Source organism: Pseudomonas sp. CLCA07 (assembly GCF_053615335.1).
In genome coordinates this window covers 3,661,850-3,678,199 of the sequence record NZ_CM132131.1, presented here as the reverse complement: position 1 = coordinate 3,678,199, position 16,350 = coordinate 3,661,850, and the positions used below count along the sequence as shown (strand labels likewise).

The window sequence follows — 16,350 nt, the reverse complement described above, 5'->3', positions numbered from 1 at the left end:
ATTCGGTGAAATAGAGACGACGACTCACAGTGCAGTGAAATCGATCGCCTGATACAAATCTGCGCCGATGCCGGCAAAACTCAGCATGGCCGGCAGTTGCGCGGCAAACCCTTGGAAACTATGGTCGCCGCCGGCCTGGATGCGCAAGGCACAGGCCCGGTAATACTGCTGGGCCTGGCGATAGTCCAGCGTTTCGTCGCCGGTCTGCAACCACACCTGATACCGCTGCGGATCCTGGGGCGCCGGCACTTCCAGCTCGGCCAGGGCCGTCACATGGTCGTGGGTCAACTCCCAAGCCTCATCGGTATACAGGTTTTTCTGCGTTCCCAGGAACCCGTCGAACATCCGGTGCGGACTGACGGCCGGGTTGATCAGCAAAGCCTTGAGGCCATGGCGCTCGGCCAAGAGAGTCGCATAGTAGCCGCCGAGTGAGCTGCCGACCAGCAGTGGCCGTTGCAGCTCGGCAATCGCCTGCTCCAGCTGACCGATGGCCTCGCGAGGGTGGTGATGCAAGGCTGGCACGCGCAACTGATCGCTCAAACCCAGACGGTCCATCACTTGCATCAACTGCGTGGCCTTTTTCGACGCAGGCGCGCTGTTGAAACCGTGGATATAAAGGATCGAACCGGACATTTTAGCTCCCTTTGCGTCGGGTAAAGAGGCGCAGTTTACAGGGAGATGGGGGGATCGGGGATATCCTCGGGATTACAGGCGCCTGAACTGACGCTTTCGCGAGCAGGCTCGCTTGTATGGTAGGACTTGAAGGGAGGAGGAGGGACAAGGCTCGTTTCTGACTGTTGACGCAGTACAGACCGTGGGAGATTTCGCCCCTCCTCCTTTCACCCAAGCGCCGATAAAGAATGCTTCTGGCTAGACCGACGATAGGAACAAGCCTGCGCCTCTGGGTGAGCCCTTCAAGTGCTTAAAACCTTATCCCGGAGGAAATCCAATGGCAATGCCGGTTCTTGTTTCAAAGCCGATCGTGGGTGTGGATGTCGCCAAGAATGAATTGGTGATTTATCAGGCAGAGTTCGATTTGCTCGAAGAAATCCCCAACACCAAAGCGGCCATCAAGCAGTGGTTGAAGGCCTTGCCGGGGACAGTGGCGATCGCCATTGAGGCCACCAACATCTATCACCTGGAGTTTGCTGACTTGGCCTATGAGGCCGGTTGCACTATTTACATGGTGGGCGGCTATGAACTCAGTCATTACCGAAAAGGTGTCAAAGTTCGCGCCAAAACTGATGCGCTAGATGCCAAGTTACTTGCCCGTTATTTAAAGAACGAAGCTGAGGAGCTTCATCCGTGGACCCCGCCGTCACCGCTGTACCGCCAGCTCTTGAGCCTTTTCCGCCGCCGGGCGGCTTTGGTCCAGGCGCGAGTTGGCCTGGTGCAAAGCTGGGCGAATGAACCGTTGCTGAAAACCGCTTTCGCCGAGCAAGTGAAATCCATGCAGCAACTTGAAGTGCTGGTCGAAAAGACGATTAAGGACCATCTGAAAGAAGCCGGCTTGCTCGGCCAGTTAAAGCGGTGTCTGAAAGTTGAAGGTATTGGTTTTTTGACCGGAGCTCGCTTGATTGCGGCTTTTCAGCGGGGTGACTTCAGAAACGCGAATGCCTTTATCGCCTTCTTGGGAATGGATTTGCGGGGGGCGAAGTCAGGACAAAAAGATTGTCGCCGGAGTTTGAGCAAGCGAGGTGACCCAGAGGCCCGGCGCCTTTTGCACAATGCAGCGATGTCGGCCAGCCGAACGGCGGCCTGGAAAGGATTTTACGAAGCGCAAAGAGCTCGGGGCTTCAGCACCACTCAGGCGCTGGTAATGCTGGCTCGCAAGCTTGCTCGGGTTGTATTCGCCCTGCTGAACGGGCAAAGCGAATACCAACCGAAAACCAATTGAGGGCTTCCCCTCAACCATAGAATCTCCCACATTGGATCTGCGTCGCTGACAAATCCCCTGCGGGAGCGAGCCGGCTCCGGGCGGCGTTCCGACGACGAACGATGACTCGGTCTAACAGCTATGTCGGATCGACATTATCCAGCGCCCGATTCACCGCCAGTTCAGCCAGCATGACTATCTGTTGAATCGCCATCGCTGTATGCCGGTCCGGCCCATGCAGGCGCGCAGCGAAATCACTGGCCATGACACTGGCAGAGGCAAGGGACTCGCAGGAATGGGCTAACAGGCTTTCTATGTCTATGTCGGGGGCGACCATAAACATCGTGCTGGGTTTGCGGGCAGTATCTGGGGGATTTGGTGTTGGTTTGAACATGGTGACACCTCAGTTCATTGATATGGAGCCACCCCCAATTGCCGCGATGCAATGTAAGGGTGGCAGCTGTACGCGGGTTCGCGGACCGAGAACTGAGAATCGGCATACCCGAAGGTATCCCACGCACAGCCGCCATGAAACAAAACGACAAGCACTCAAAGGTGCTGTTGTAAGGCGCGGCGATTATGCCTCAGTTCAGTGGGCCGCGAAGCCCGGACGCTGAATGTGTCAGCGACAGACCAAAGGCTAGAGATGCCACGTCCGACGGGCAACCTGAAAATATCGTGGGAAGGTTCCGAAATTTCTGCTGACCATTAAACAGTGTCGTCGGTGAGGACGCCTTCGCTGGCAAGCCAGCTCCTACAGGGGAATGGTGTGCATCTGCTGGAAATTGGTCGGCTGTCAGGCCGCCTTCGCTGGCAAGCCAGCTCCTACAATAGATCGGCGTACACCCGCCGCTCTTCACCACTCAACAGGCCGAACGTTAGCTCGCCTGCAGCTTTTGATCTTGATCTACCCGCCCCTTCGGGAGGCTGAGTGGAGGTGTTCATCCGGGGAGTGGCGCGCAGCGCCGTTCGACGTAGTCGAACACGCTGCATGTAGGTCGAAGCGAAGCCGACCGGAGGGCAGTGTCCCCGGATGGATACCGGAGCGAAGGAACGCCGAGCCCAGGCGAGGGGCCGGACGCTCGGGGCGAGACCTTTGCTTCCTTTGGGGCGTTTGCCAAAGGGAGTCGACCGTCAGGGCGAAACCGCCAGCCGCCGTTACCGCAGAAACGGATATGTACCCGGCAAGCAAGAACCTGGTCGGCTATCAGGCCGCCAAGATCAAGATTAATCGTCAGTAACCGTCAGAACCGTAATCGACCTGAAAATCGAACCCGGTCACACGCTCCACGCCGGTTTCGATCCGGCCATCGGGCAACAACCGCAACCACCGATACCCCGGTGCCTGCTCCCCGACCTTGAAATCCTCGCTGCCCGGCTCGAACTGAATGCAGGTCGACGGTGAGGCAATCAGGCGCACGCCGTTTCGCACCTGATCAATCTCCTGATGCACATGCCCCCATAAAACCGCCCGCACCTGCGGAAAACGATCGAGTACCGCAAACAGCGCCTCAGGGTTGCGCAACCCGATCGGCTCCATCCACGCACAGCCAATCGACACCGGATGATGGTGAAAACACACCAGATGATGCCGCTCCGGTGCCTCACTCAGTGATCGAGCCAACAACTGCAACTGTTCATCCTGCAAATACCCCGGCACCGAACCCGGCACGGCGGAATCGAGCAACGTGACCCGCCAGTTACCGACATCCACCACCGATTCCAGCAACGCACTCTGCACTGCGGCCTCGGCCATGACCTGTGGCTCATCGTGATTGCCGGGAATCCAGCGCGCCGGCGCATCGAGCTGACGGGTCAGCTCGCGGAACTGCTGGTAGGACTCCAGCGTCCCGTCCTGAGACAGGTCGCCACTGGCGATGACCAAGTCAATGTGCGGCTGCTGAAGCTGCACCAACTCGATGACTTTTTGCAGGCTGTCCCGGGTGTTCATGCCCAGCAACGTCCCGCCCGCTTCGGCGAACAGATGACTGTCGGAGAGTTGCACCAGCAACGCCGGATCGGCGGTGGTCAATGTGGATACGCTCGGCAAGGCGTTCTCCCAGGACTGAATCACGGGTGTGGATGGGTGCTGCAATTATGCTGGGGGACGCTCAAAAGGGGAAATTTGTGAACCAGACACAGTTCACAACTAGCGCCCTATCCCCCAAATATGCTCTTTTTTTGGCGAGTGGTCATTGTCGCCAGGCAAGGCGCCGCGACGACTCATAGCTAGCTATGGGGAGGAGCGGCAACGCAGCATGGTGACAATGAACACCGCCAAAAATGAGCATATTTGGGAGATAGGGCGCTCAGCGCTCAACGCACAACGGCGTACTCGTGTCCGCAGGCCAGGCAATGGCTCAGCCATTCGCCCAGAAACATGTTCAGCTGGGCCTTTTCGTCCGGCTGATGCATCGACGCGTTCGGGTAAGGATAGATGCCGCGAAAACGCCGTGCATGTTCGGCGCTGACGACTTCGGCCATGCAGGCGTCGTGATAGACCTGCACTTCCAGCTGCGGTATCGGCAGCCAGGGCAGGCTGTGCTCCTGGCGCACTTGCAGGGTCGTGGTGTACGGACAGACCTGCAACACTTCCAGCGCCAGCACGCCGAGCATCTGTTCGCCATGGGTGACGGCAATGCGCCGCGCCGCCGGCTCGTCGCGCATGTCTGGCAGCAGTCGCATCAAGCGCGCGTAGTTCGCCTCGCAGGAAGCTTGCAGCCCCACAAGGTCCACCCTATAACGATCGCGCAGCTTGTTTACGACCATAACCCCCTCACTTCAGCACGGTTTAAAGCTAACCATTGCAAGGCAATGATGCTGGCCGCGTTGGCAATTCGTCCGTCACGTACGGCTTGCAAGGCATCTTCGAACGCCCAGACCGTGACGCGGATATCTTCAGCTTCTTCCTCCAGCCCATGCAGGCCGCCAACCCCGTTCGTGTCGCAACGCCCCAGGAACAGGTGCACGAATTCATTGCTGCCGCCCGGCGACGGGAAATACTTGATCATCGGCCAGAGCGCCCCGAACACAAGCCCAGCTTCCTCCTGCCCTTCGCGGTGAGCAACTTCTTCCGGCACTTCTTCCTTGTCGATCAGACCAGCGACCAGTTCGATCAGCCAAGGGTTGTCGGTCTTGCCCATGGCTCCGACACGAAATTGCTCGATCAGCACCACTTCGTCGCGCTGCGGGTCGTAAGGCAGCACACACACTGCATCGTGGCGCACGAACACTTCACGATTGATCTCGCGACTCATACCACCGGCGAACAGTTCGTGGCGCAAGTGCACGCGGTCGAGCTTATAAAATCCCTCATAGCACTTTTCGCGCCGAACGATATCAACGGCGGTCGGAATGGCGTTGGCAAAATCAGTCATGACAATCCTCTTTACTGCAAATCCATTACGAGGCTCCTTTTTGTTACTTGCAACCTCGACTTCGCGCCATCCTAACGCGCCTGCGACATTTGATGCAGCCCCTTTCCCGTCAGCGGGATAGACGGTGAGGGCGAAACCAACTCTAATTAGCTTAGTGGCGAACTGACTGCTTCGTTGATAGTCGAAGCGGATAACTTTTTTGCCTTCCCCTGTTTTGCAAAGGACGCCCATGTCGCTTTTTAAAATCGCCTCCGTGGCCGCTATCGCCCTGACGCTGAGCGCCTGCCAGAGCCTGTTTCAGCCCAGCTACCGGGCACCTCTGGAAACCACCCGCGACGCCACCGAAACCCTGAAACCGGGTTGCACCACATCCGAATGCCCGCTGGTGAACATCGATACAGTGCACTTTCCTGCCGAACCCGCGCTGGACGGCATCGTCGAAAAACGCCTGCTGCAATTGACCCGCACCTCACCGGACGCCCCAGTGGCACCCACGCTGACGGCCTATCGTGACGAGTTTTTGCGCACGGCCAGTCCGCGCTCCAGCAGCTACCTGCAAGCCAAAGTACGTGAACAGCATGACGGCTTGGTGATCGTCGAATTTTCCAGCTACCTGGACACCGGCGGCGCTCATGGCACACCGGGCCGCGGCTTTATCAACTATTCACGCCAGCAACACAAAGTGTTGACGCTGTCGGACATGTTGGTTCCCGGTCAGGAAGAAGCGTTCTGGAAGGCGGCGCAAGTCGCGCACAACAGCTGGCTGATCAGCACCAAGCTCGATCAGGAACCGGAGTTCGTGAAGAGCTGGCCGTTCCAGAAAACCCAGAACGTGGCGCTGACCTACGGCGGGGTGATCCTCAAGTACGAAACCAGCACTATCGCGCCTTACGCGCTGGGCCATATCGAACTGAAGATCCCTTACCCACGCCTGAACGGCATCATCAAGCCCGAGCTGTTTCCCGGCCGTAGCTGAAGGCCCGACCGAGCACCAACTGCAGCAGCCCTGCCAGAATCAACGACGGCAGGGTTGCGCCGATGTCCGGATACAGATTGGCCAACAAATGATAGGTGCTTACCCCACCCAACCAGGCGAGCAATGCCGGCCAGCGCAACGCGGCTGACGCCACTTGAGCCGAACGTTTGCGCAAGATGAAGTGATCCACCAGCACCACGCCGAACAGCGGCGCAAACACCGAACCGATCAACAGCAGGAAGTTCTGGTACTGGGCCAGCGGTGCCAGGCACGCGATCAGTGTGCAGATCACGCCGATGGCCAGCGCCAGATGCTCGACTTTCAAGCGCAACAAAATTCCGCTGGAAACGGCGGCCGAGTGAATATCGGCGAAGGCATTTTCCGACTCGTCCAACAGGATCAGCAGCAGCGGAATGCCCAGACCGGCACCGGCCAGCGCCAGCAGCAAGGCATTCACTTCACCGCTCGGCGCGAACGCCAGGGTGTAAGCCACGCCCAGGCTCATCAGCCAGAAATTACCGATAAAGAAACCTAGCGCCGTACCACCGAAGACGTTTTTCGCACGCTTGCCGAAACGCGAATAGTCGGCGATCAGCGGCAGCCAGGACAGCGGCATCGCGATGGCAATGTCGAAACCCACGGCGAACGGCATCGAACCATCACCGGCCTGCGCCCACAACGTGGCCAGATCGGCTTTGGCAAACAGGTTCCAGGTCAGCCAGATGCACGCGGCCAGCAACAACCAGATGCCCCACTTGCGCAGGATTTGCCGCACGAATGTCAGGGGACCGCTGATGGCAAGCAAGGTCGCCAAACCACCGAAGAAAATTGTCCAGAGCAGCGGATTCGACAGCAGGCTGCCTTCGCTAAATGCCCGCGCGCCCAACAGGCTGGCAGCGTCGCGCATGACTATGATTTCGAACGAGCCCCAACCGATCAGTTGCAGCAGGTTCAGCACGGCCGGCAAGCTCGCGCCACGTTTGCCGAGGCTGAGTTTGAGTGCGGCCATCGACGACAGACCGGTGTCGCTGCCGATCACGCCGACGGCGGCCAGCAGCAAAACGCCGACCAGGGTGCCGAGGAAGATCGCCAGCAACGAACCGGACAGGCCCAAGCCTGGCGCGAGCAGTGCGCCAGTCTGCAGCACCATCAGGCCGATGCCGAGGGAGAACCACAGGGAAAACAGATCGCGACCGCCGAAGACACGTTTGTCGGTCGGCACCGCGATGTCGGGTGAATAAGTACTCGGTTGAATGCTCAAGGGTGTTATCTCAGAGGGACATTTGTTGTTGTGTTGACCTTCACTTTCTGTAGGAGCAAGGCTTGCCCGCGATGGCGATCTCAAGAGCGCTATCGCGGGCAAGCCTTGCTCCTACAAAAGCTACGCCAGCCTGTAAGGACTGGCGCGGGGTCGATCAAACCTTCTTGTACAGCTGACTGCCTTCCTGTTTGAACCGTTCAGCCTGTTCCGCTAATCCCTGGGCGACCTCGGCATCTACGGTTTCGATCCGCTGGTTGGCCGCGTATTCACGGACTTCCTGAGTGATCTTCATCGAGCAGAATTTCGGCCCGCACATTGAGCAGAAGTGCGCGACCTTGGCCGAGTCCTTCGGCAGGGTCTCATCGTGATACGAACGGGCAGTGTCCGGATCCAGACCCAGGTTGAACTGGTCTTCCCAACGGAATTCAAACCGCGCCTTGCTCAAGGCATTGTCGCGAATCTGCGCGCCCGGATGCCCTTTAGCCAGATCAGCGGCATGCGCGGCGATCTTGTAGGTGATGATCCCGGTCTTCACGTCATCCTTGTTCGGTAGGCCCAAGTGCTCCTTCGGCGTCACGTAGCAGAGCATGGCGCAACCGAACCAGCCGATCATCGCCGCGCCGATCCCCGAGGTGATGTGGTCGTAACCCGGTGCGATGTCAGTGGTCAGCGGGCCGAGGGTGTAGAACGGCGCTTCGTCACAGCATTCCAGCTGCTTGTCCATGTTCTCTTTGATCAACTGCATCGGCACGTGACCCGGGCCTTCGATCATGCACTGCACGTCGTGTTTCCAGGCGATCTTGGTCAGCTCGCCGAGGGTTTCCAGCTCGCCGAATTGTGCGGCGTCGTTGGCGTCGGCAATCGAGCCCGGACGCAGGCCATCACCCAGCGAAAAGCTGACGTCGTAGGCCTTCATGATTTCGCAGATGTCTTCGAAATGGGTGTAGAGGAAGTTTTCCTTGTGATGCGCCAGGCACCACTTGGCCATGATCGAACCACCACGAGAAACGATGCCGGTCACGCGCTTGGCGGTCAATGGCACGTAGCGCAGCAACACGCCGGCGTGGATGGTGAAGTAGTCGACGCCCTGCTCGGCCTGCTCGATCAGCGTGTCGCGGAACAGCTCCCAGGTCAGATCTTCTGCAGCGCCACCGACTTTTTCCAGGGCCTGGTAAATCGGCACCGTACCGATTGGCACCGGTGAGTTACGGATGATCCACTCGCGGGTTTCGTGAATGTGTTTGCCGGTGGACAAGTCCATGACCGTGTCCGAACCCCAGCGAATGCCCCAGGTCAGCTTCGCCACTTCTTCTTCGATGGACGAACCCAGCGCGCTGTTGCCGATGTTGCCGTTGATCTTCACCAGGAAGTTACGGCCGATGATCATCGGTTCCAGTTCGGTGTGGTTGATGTTGGCCGGAATGATTGCGCGACCGCGGGCGATCTCGTCACGGACGAATTCGGGGGTGATGATTTTCGGCACGCTGGCGCCGAAGCTGTGGCCGGCGTGTTGCTGGTCCAGCAGGCCGGCGGCGCGGGCCACTTCCAGCTTCATGTTTTCGCGGATGGCGACGTATTCCATCTCGGCGGTGATGATGCCTTTGCGGGCGTAGTGCATCTGGCTGACGTTAGCCCCGGCCTTGGCGCGGCGCGGATTGTTGACGTGGGCGAAGCGCAGTTTGGTCAGCTCGGCATCAGCGAGGCGCTCCTGACCGAAGTTCGAACTCAAGCCAGGCAGGCGTTCAGTGTCGCCACGGGACTCGATCCACGGTGAACGCACATCGGCCAGACCTTTGCGCACGTCGATGATGACATTGGGGTCGGTGTATGGACCCGAGGTGTCGTACACAACTACCGGCGCATTGATCTCGCCGCCGAAATCGGTCGGAGTCACATCCAGGCTGATTTCGCGCATAGGCACGAGGATGTCGGGACGTGAGCCCTGAACATAGATTTTTTGCGAGCGGGTAAACGGCTGAACCGACTGTTGATCGACTTGGGCCGAATCACTCAGGTTCGTCGTATTTTTTAGTTTTATCGTCATCACGGGCTCTCCAGACAGCATCCAGGCAGTGGGATTTTGTCGGAGTGAACCTGTAACGAATGGACGCAGCCAATCAGCCATAACGGCGCTGTTGGTGCTGTGCTCAGTGCTCGAGGGGTGTTCGATTGTCGAACAACATCCCGGACGAAGCACAAGAGGACTCGCCGGGTGACGAGAAATCTTGTTCCCTACGCAGGCGCTAACCTGATCAGGTTCAACGGGATCCGAAATTATTCGATCTCAGCCTCATAGCAAGGCACCCCGACAAGAACCCGGCCAGTCTAGACACAACTGGCAGAGAACGCCAATACCGCTGCAAACACCATGATGAATGGCGCATTCCGGATTGTTCCCGCCCTCTTGCACAACTACACTCGCAACGCCAAGCCACGCATTGACGTGGTACGTGCCGCGCCTTAGCCTTGGCGCTCAAATTATTTGTGTAATATTTATTCTAGGGAACGCCTATGCTGCGCAAACTCTCACTGGCCATTGCCGTGTCTTGTGCGTCCAATGGAATGGCCTGGGCAGCAGAAGCGCCCTTATCGACCAAAAATGACCTGGTCAGCGTCTACCAGGAAGCGAAGGCCAACAACGCCGACCTCGCTGCGGCCATCGCTCAATACGGCGCACAGAAAGAAGTCGTGCCCCAGGCTCGTGCCGGCCTGCTGCCCAATCTTTCGGGCGGTGCCGAACTGGCTAACGTGCGCACCTCGATCGATCAGCCGTCGTCGACGGCCAATCGCGCTGCAAATTCGTATCAGGCCACCCTGGCGCAGCCGCTGTTCCGTGCCGATCGCTGGTTCCAGTTCCAGGCCGCCAAGGACGTCAACGAACAGGCTGCCCTGCAACTCTCGGCCACCGAGCAAAACCTGATCCTGCAGACCGCTGAAAATTACTTCAACGTGCTGCGCACCCAGGACAACCTGGCGTCGACCAAGGCCGAAGAAGCGGCGTTCAAACGCCAGCTCGACCAGTCCAACGAACGTTTCGATGTCGGCCTGTCGGACAAGACCGACGTGCTCAACTCTCAAGCCAGCTACGACACCGCACGCGCCAACCGGATCGTTGCACAGCGCCAGGTAGATGACGCGTTTGAAGCCCTGATCACTCTGACCAACCGTCAGTACAATTCGATTTGGGGCGTCACCCATAGCCTGCCGATCTTGCCACCGTCTCCGAACGACGCCAAAGCCTGGGTCGATACGGCGGCCAGACAGAACCTGAATTTGCTGGCCAGCAACTACGCGGTCAGTGCCGCCGAACAAACCCTCAAGCAGCGCAAGGCCGGTCATCTACCGACGGTCGACGCTGTGGCGAAATATGAAAAAGGCGACAACGACGCGCTGGGGTTCAGCAACCCGAACAACCTGCCTCAGGCGTACGGTGGCAACGTCGAGCAAACGACGCTGGGCCTGCAACTGAGCATCCCGATCTACAGCGGCGGCCTGACCACCTCCCAAGTGCGCCAGTCGTATGCACAGCTGGACCAGACCGAGCAGCAACGCGAAGCGCTGCGTCGGCAGATAGTGGAAAGCACCCGCAATCTACACCGCGCAGTGAACACTGACGTTGATCAGGTTTCGGCGCGCAAGCAATCGATCATCTCCAACCAGAGTGCGGTAGAAGCGACCGAAATCGGTTATCAGGTGGGGACACGCAACATCGTCGACGTCCTGGATGCGCAGCGTTCGCTGTACACCTCAGTACGCGACTACAACAACACCCGCTACGACTACATCCTCGACAACCTGCGCCTCAAACAGCAGGCCGGCACACTGAGCCCGGGAGATCTGGAAGACCTGAAGCGTTACCTCAAGGCTGACTACAACCCCGACAAGGACTTCCTGCCACCGGGCCTGGCGAAGGCAGCGGAAGAGCAATTAAAAGCAAGACCTGAGCAGTAACAGGTCATCACTGTGGTGAGGGGGCTTACCCTCTCACCACATTTATTAGCGATCGATCAACCGCCCCAGCCCATCCAGCAACCGCTGCAACGCCCCTTGATTGGTGCGCATCACCTTAAGCCCCGCCTCTGCCATCCGCTGCGCATCGCGCGGCAACTCGAACAGCCGCTGCACCGCCAGCGCCAGGCCTTCGGCATCCTCCACTTCCTGCAACGCCCCGGCGCTACGCAATTGCGTGGCGATTTCGAGGAAGTTGAACAGGTGCGGGCCGCTCAGGACTGGCTTGGCCAGCGCGGCCGGTTCCAGCAGGTTATGCCCGCCGTTCGGCATCAGGCTGCCCCCCACAAAAGCGCTGTCGGCCAAGGCGTAGAGAAACAGCAACTCGCCCATGGTGTCCCCCACCAGAACCGAGGTGGCCGAGGTCACTGGCTCTCCTGTAGAACGACGCAGTGTGGCAAAACCCTGTTGCTGACACAGTTCGAACACCGGGTTGAAACGCTCCGGATGGCGCGGCACCAGAATCAGCAACGCATCGGGATGATCGGCCAGCAACTGACGATGGGCCGCGAGGACCACTTCGTCTTCGCCTTCATGGGTACTGGCGGCGATCCACACCGGTCGCTCAATTGCCTGCCACTGAGTGCGCAGTTCGACGGCACGTTGCAGCAGTTGCGGGGCGATGGTCAGGTCGAACTTGATTGAGCCGGTGACCTCTACGGTTTCAGGACGCGCACCCAACTCTTGGAAGCGCTGGGCTTCGGCCTCGGTCTGTACCGCGAACAGGCTCATCTCGGCGAGCATCGGCTGCGTCAGTTTACTGAAGCGACCATAGCCCTTGGCCGAGCGTTCGGACAGCCGCGCATTGGCCAGTGCCACGGGAATCCCGCGCTTGGCACATTGGTGAATGTGGTTGGGCCAGAGTTCGGTTTCCATGATCACCGCCAGGGTTGGCCGGACCCGATCCAGGAAGCGCGCAGCGGCGCATGGCAAATCGTAGGGCAAGTAGCAGTGCTGAATGCGCGGCTCATTGGCGAACAAGGCCAGGATGCGCTCGGACCCGGTCGGGGTCATGCAGGTCACGGTAATCGGCAACTGTGGATAACGTTGCAGCAAGGCGCGAATCATCGGCGCTGCGGCAATGCTTTCGCCCACCGACACCGCGTGCACCCAGATACCGCCCGGCGTCATCACCGGCAGTCCGACGGAGAAACGCTCGCCAATACGCTTGGCGTACGCCGGCGCCTTACGCGCCCGCAGCCACAGCCGAATCGCTACCAGTGGCAGCCCCAGGTAAAACAGCGCGGTATAGAGAGTTCTATTCATGGCGGCGGAGTTTATCGGCTTTTCTCGCCGATCGCCTGCAAGTGCACGGCAAAACGTTCCGCCAGCCAGCGAGCCGCCGGGCCCAGCGGTTCATCACGACGCCATACCAACTCCACCACCAGCGCCGGCGGGGTCCATTCGCTGACCAGTTCAACCATCAAGTCCTGATACGCCGGGTATTGCACCACATGCCGTGGCAACCAGGCCCAACCGAGGCCGCGCACCAGCCATTCGGCCATCACGTAGAAGCTGTCCGCGCGCCAGACTTGTGGGCTGGCCGGTTCGCTACCGGGATAGACGCTGGACTGTGTGGACATCAGCAACTGGCGATGCTGCGCCAGAGCCTGACAATCGACGTGTGCCTGTTTCGCCAGTGGATGCCCGACGCCGCACACCGTGACCATCTCGACGCGCCCCAGTACTCGTCGCTCAAGGGCCTCGGGGATTTGGTCGTGATAAAACAGCAACCCCAGGTCGGCCCGGCGCTCCACCAGCTTGCGCGCCACATCGCCTTGGGCGGCGCTGGTCAGTTGCACTTCGAGGCTGGGAAATTTTTCGGCCAGAGCTTCGAAGCTTTCGATGATCGGCTGATAGGGCATGGCCTCATCCTGCGCCACGCGCAGACGAGCTTCCTGGCCGCGCATCATGGCCAGCGCACGGCCATTGAGGCGCTCACACTGACGCAACACTTCCCGCGCCTCTTCCAGCAAGGCATTGCCGGCCTCGGTGAGTTTCGGCTGACGGCCACTGCTGCGGTCGAACAGGCTGACGCCCAGGTCTTCTTCCAGCAGTGCAATCGAACTGCTGACCGCCGACTGCGCCTTGCGCTGATTGCGCGCCACGGCAGAAAAAGAACGCTGCTCCGCTACGCTGACAAACAACCGCAGTTGCTCAAGATCCCATTGCATAGGCCAACCCATCTTCATGGCAGATAGGTAATGACTTTACCGCATCTGAAGAGCCTCTAAAATGCCGACCTCAGAAAGCAACACTTCACACGAGGATGCACCCATGACCGCCTACTACTACCTGGCCATCGCCATCTGCGCCGAAGTGATCGCGACCGTTTCAATGAAAGCCGTCAAAGGCTTCAGCACGCCCCTGCCTCTGGTGCTGGTGATAGTCGGCTACGGCATTGCTTTCTGGATGCTGACCCTGGTGGTGCGCAGCGTTCCGGTCGGCGTCGCTTACGCGGTGTGGGCCGGAATGGGCATCGTGATGGTCAGCGTCGCGGCGCTATTTATCTATGGGCAGAAGCTGGATGTGCCGGCGATGCTGGGGATGGCGTTGATTGTGCTGGGCGTTGTTGTCATCCAGCTGTTCTCCAAAACCGCAGGCCACTAAAGCCCGAAGGTCAATCTCCTGTGGCGAGGGGGCTTGCCCCCGTTGGGCCGCGAAGCGGCCCCAAAACAGGCGACCTGATTTTGTCTGACACACCGAGACAACTGATTTTACGACTGCTTCGCAGCCGAACGGGGGCAAGCCCCCTCGCCACAGGTTGCGCGTTCGCCCTTGATCCAATAAATCCCCTCCACATTGAGTCTGTATACTGCGCCCTCGTATTGAACACTGAGGTCGCCGCATGCCATCCGTTATTTCCACCGACGTTCTGATTGTCGGCGCTGGTGTCGCCGGCCTCTGGCTGAATGCGCGTCTGCGCCGCCAGGGTTTTTCGACCGTGCTGGTGGAAAGCGCCAGCCTCGGTGGCGGGCAGAGCGTGAAGTCCCAGGGCATCATTCACGGCGGCGCCAAGTACGCGTTGCATGGCGCCCTGACCGGGGCGTCGGAAGCCATTGCCGACATGCCCCGCCGTTGGCGTGAAGCGCTGGCGGGCGATGGCGAACTGGACCTGTCCGGCGTGCGCCTGCTGTCCGAAGCCCACTACCTCTGGTCCCCCGGCACGCTCGCTGGCAACCTCACCAGCTTCTTCGCCAGCAAGGCCGTGCGCGGCCGTGTCGATCAGGTCAAGGGCGAGCAACTGCCACCGGCCCTGCAAGACAAACGCTTCAAGGGCAAGGTCTATCGCCTGGCAGAGTTGGTGGTCGATGTGCCAAGCCTGATCCAGCGCCTGGCAGATCTCGCCGGTGATGGCCTGCTCGCAGGACAGAAGATCGAACCGCTGCTGGAAGGTGGCGTACTGGTCGGACTCAAGGTCGACGAACGCGAGATTCACGCCCAGCGCATTGTCCTGAGCGCCGGTGCCGGCACGGCGGCGTTGCTCGAAGCGTTGGGGCAGAGTCAGCCCGCCATGCAGCGCCGGCCGTTGCACATGATCATCGCCAAGGGCCCGGGCCTCAAACCGCTGTACGCCCATTGCCTGGGCGGCGGCTCCAAACCGCGCCTGACCGTGACCACTCACCCGGCGGCCGATGGCCAGTGGGTCTGGTACATGGGTGGCGACATTGCCGAAGCCGAAGGCGTTGCTCGAGAACCCGCTGAGCAAATCGCTACGGCCCAGCAAGAGCTCGGACAGTTACTGCCATGGATCGACCTGAGCACCGCGCAATGGGCCACCTTGCGCGTGGACCGCGCCGAGCCGTTGCAATCGGGACTCACCCGCCCTGACAACGCTTTTCTTGCCGAACAAGGTCGCCTGCTGGTTGGTTGGCCGACCAAACTGGCGCTGGCACCGGACTTCGCCGACCGGGTTATTGCCAGCCTGTCGCGCGACGGCATCCAGCCAAGCCAGACTGAGCCGCTGCCGCCGCTGCCAAAACCACCGATGGGCGTACCCGCCTGGGATCAACTGCTGCCATGAGCCAACCAACCCTGCACGAACTGCACCGCCCGCTGGGCAGCACCGGCCTGCTGGTTTCACCGCTGGGCCTGGGCACGGTCAAACTCGGCCGCGACCAAGGCGTGAAATACCCCAACGGCTTCCAGATTCCCGACGACGACGATGCGCGCAGGCTGCTCAAACTCGCCCGCGACATGGGCATCAACCTGATCGACACCGCACCGGCCTATGGCCGCAGTGAAGAACGCCTCGGCCCACTGTTGCGTGGCCAGCGTCAGGACTGGGTGATTGTCAGCAAGGTCGGCGAAGAGTTTACCGACGGCCAATCGAGCCATGACTTCAGCGCCGCCCACACTCGACTGTCGGTGGAGCGCAGCCTGCAACGCCTGGAAACGGATTTTATCGACCTGGTGTTGGTGCACTCCGACGGCAACGATCTGGCGATCCTCAATGACAGCGAGGTCTACGCGACCCTCGCCAAGCTCAAGGCCGAAGGCAAGATTCGCGGCTTCGGTTTTTCCGGTAAAACCGTCGAGGGTGGTTTGAAGGCTCTGGAGCAAGGTGATTGCGCCATGGTCACCTACAATCTGAACGAGCAGAACGAGAAGCCCGTCATTGACTATGCTGCTGCTCACGGCAAAGCCATCCTGGTCAAAAAAGCCCTCGCCAGTGGTCATGTGTGCCTGAGTCCAGGCGTGGACCCGGTGCGCGCCAGCTTCGAATTGTTGTTTGAACATCCGGGTGTTGCCAGTGCTATTGTCGGGACCATTAATCCGCTGCACCTCGCCCACAACGTTGCGACCGTTGCCCAGGTCCTCCGTAGAAACTGATGCCGCCCGCGCGGCCTTA

Annotated in this window: 15 protein-coding genes and 1 riboswitch; of the genes, 6 read left to right on the top strand and 9 right to left on the bottom strand. The window is 59.8% G+C overall.

The genetic code is table 11. The annotated features are described in order from the left end of the window. Positions 1–24: 24 nt before the first annotated feature. Positions 25–633: a YqiA/YcfP family alpha/beta fold hydrolase gene (locus ACWGZX_RS16965; protein ID WP_223520117.1), complete on the bottom strand. Its 609-nt coding sequence runs from the start codon at positions 631–633 to the stop codon at positions 25–27. Positions 634–949: 316 nt separating this feature from the next. Between ACWGZX_RS16965 and ACWGZX_RS16960 the strand changes: the two genes are divergently transcribed. Continuing rightward, positions 950–1,897 (top strand): IS110 family transposase, encoded by a 948-nt coding sequence (locus ACWGZX_RS16960; RefSeq protein ID WP_452624691.1) that lies wholly within the window; start codon positions 950–952, stop codon positions 1,895–1,897. 118 nt (positions 1,898–2,015) lie between these two features. On the opposite strand, the gene ACWGZX_RS16955 is transcribed toward ACWGZX_RS16960, so the two are convergent. The 4 genes from ACWGZX_RS16955 to ACWGZX_RS16940 all read right to left on the bottom strand — a co-directional run bounded on the left by ACWGZX_RS16955 (position 2,016) and on the right by ACWGZX_RS16940 (position 5,253). Next, a complete protein-coding gene (locus ACWGZX_RS16955; protein ID WP_452624690.1) occupies positions 2,016–2,270 on the bottom strand; it encodes a DUF6124 family protein in 255 nt (84 codons plus the stop codon). A gap of 840 nt (positions 2,271–3,110) precedes the next feature. Continuing rightward, positions 3,111–3,926, bottom strand: a complete 816-nt coding sequence (cpdA, locus tag ACWGZX_RS16950; RefSeq protein ID WP_452624689.1) for a 3',5'-cyclic-AMP phosphodiesterase — start codon at positions 3,924–3,926, stop codon at positions 3,111–3,113. 266 nt (positions 3,927–4,192) lie between these two features. Next, positions 4,193–4,645, bottom strand: coding sequence for a DUF1249 domain-containing protein (locus ACWGZX_RS16945; protein WP_452624688.1), 453 nt, complete (start codon positions 4,643–4,645; stop codon positions 4,193–4,195). Then, positions 4,636–5,253, bottom strand: coding sequence for an NUDIX domain-containing protein (locus ACWGZX_RS16940; protein ID WP_007946986.1), 618 nt, complete (start codon positions 5,251–5,253; stop codon positions 4,636–4,638). Before ACWGZX_RS16940 ends, ACWGZX_RS16945 begins: the two co-directional genes overlap by 10 nt. A 229-nt stretch (positions 5,254–5,482) precedes the next feature. On the opposite strand from ACWGZX_RS16940, the gene ACWGZX_RS16935 reads away from it, so the two are divergent. Next, positions 5,483–6,229 carry an RsiV family protein gene (locus tag ACWGZX_RS16935; protein ID WP_452624687.1) on the top strand — a complete coding sequence of 249 codons (747 nt, stop codon included), beginning with the start codon at positions 5,483–5,485 and terminating at the stop codon, positions 6,227–6,229. Here the strand turns inward: ACWGZX_RS16935 and cytX are convergent. Together cytX and thiC are read right to left on the bottom strand one after the other, a co-directional pair. Next, entirely contained in the window at positions 6,198–7,490 is a 1,293-nt protein-coding gene (cytX, locus tag ACWGZX_RS16930) for a putative hydroxymethylpyrimidine transporter CytX (RefSeq protein ID WP_452624686.1), read from the bottom strand. The two genes, ACWGZX_RS16935 and cytX, sit on opposite strands and share 32 nt — an antisense overlap. 154 nt (positions 7,491–7,644) lie before the next feature. Next, positions 7,645–9,534: a phosphomethylpyrimidine synthase ThiC gene (gene thiC, locus ACWGZX_RS16925; RefSeq protein ID WP_416740561.1), complete on the bottom strand. Its 1,890-nt coding sequence runs from the start codon at positions 9,532–9,534 to the stop codon at positions 7,645–7,647. A gap of 168 nt (positions 9,535–9,702) precedes the next feature. Beyond that, a riboswitch (TPP riboswitch) is annotated at positions 9,703–9,808 on the bottom strand. A gap of 193 nt (positions 9,809–10,001) precedes the next feature. On the opposite strand from thiC, the gene ACWGZX_RS16920 reads away from it, so the two are divergent. Further along, positions 10,002–11,441 carry a TolC family outer membrane protein gene (locus ACWGZX_RS16920; RefSeq protein WP_452624685.1) on the top strand — a complete coding sequence of 480 codons (1,440 nt, stop codon included), beginning with the start codon at positions 10,002–10,004 and terminating at the stop codon, positions 11,439–11,441. Between the two features lie 45 nt (positions 11,442–11,486). Here the strand turns inward: ACWGZX_RS16920 and waaA are convergent, their stop codons facing one another. Next, positions 11,487–12,764 (bottom strand): lipid IV(A) 3-deoxy-D-manno-octulosonic acid transferase, encoded by a 1,278-nt coding sequence (waaA, locus tag ACWGZX_RS16915; RefSeq protein ID WP_452624684.1) that lies wholly within the window; start codon positions 12,762–12,764, stop codon positions 11,487–11,489. Positions 12,765–12,775: 11 nt separating this feature from the next. Then, entirely contained in the window at positions 12,776–13,672 is an 897-nt protein-coding gene (locus ACWGZX_RS16910) for a LysR family transcriptional regulator (protein ID WP_223520101.1), read from the bottom strand. Positions 13,673–13,775: 103 nt separating this feature from the next. Between ACWGZX_RS16910 and ACWGZX_RS16905 the strand changes: the two genes are divergently transcribed. The 3 genes from ACWGZX_RS16905 to ACWGZX_RS16895 all read left to right on the top strand — a co-directional run bounded on the left by ACWGZX_RS16905 (position 13,776) and on the right by ACWGZX_RS16895 (position 16,331). Then, positions 13,776–14,108, top strand: a complete 333-nt coding sequence (locus tag ACWGZX_RS16905; protein WP_015093202.1) for a DMT family transporter — start codon at positions 13,776–13,778, stop codon at positions 14,106–14,108. Positions 14,109–14,346: 238 nt separating this feature from the next. Beyond that, positions 14,347–15,522, top strand: coding sequence for an NAD(P)/FAD-dependent oxidoreductase (locus ACWGZX_RS16900; protein WP_452624683.1), 1,176 nt, complete (start codon positions 14,347–14,349; stop codon positions 15,520–15,522). Then, positions 15,519–16,331: an aldo/keto reductase gene (locus ACWGZX_RS16895; RefSeq protein ID WP_452624682.1), complete on the top strand. Its 813-nt coding sequence runs from the start codon at positions 15,519–15,521 to the stop codon at positions 16,329–16,331. Before ACWGZX_RS16900 ends, ACWGZX_RS16895 begins: the two co-directional genes overlap by 4 nt. The last annotated feature ends 19 nt before the right edge of the window (positions 16,332–16,350 follow it).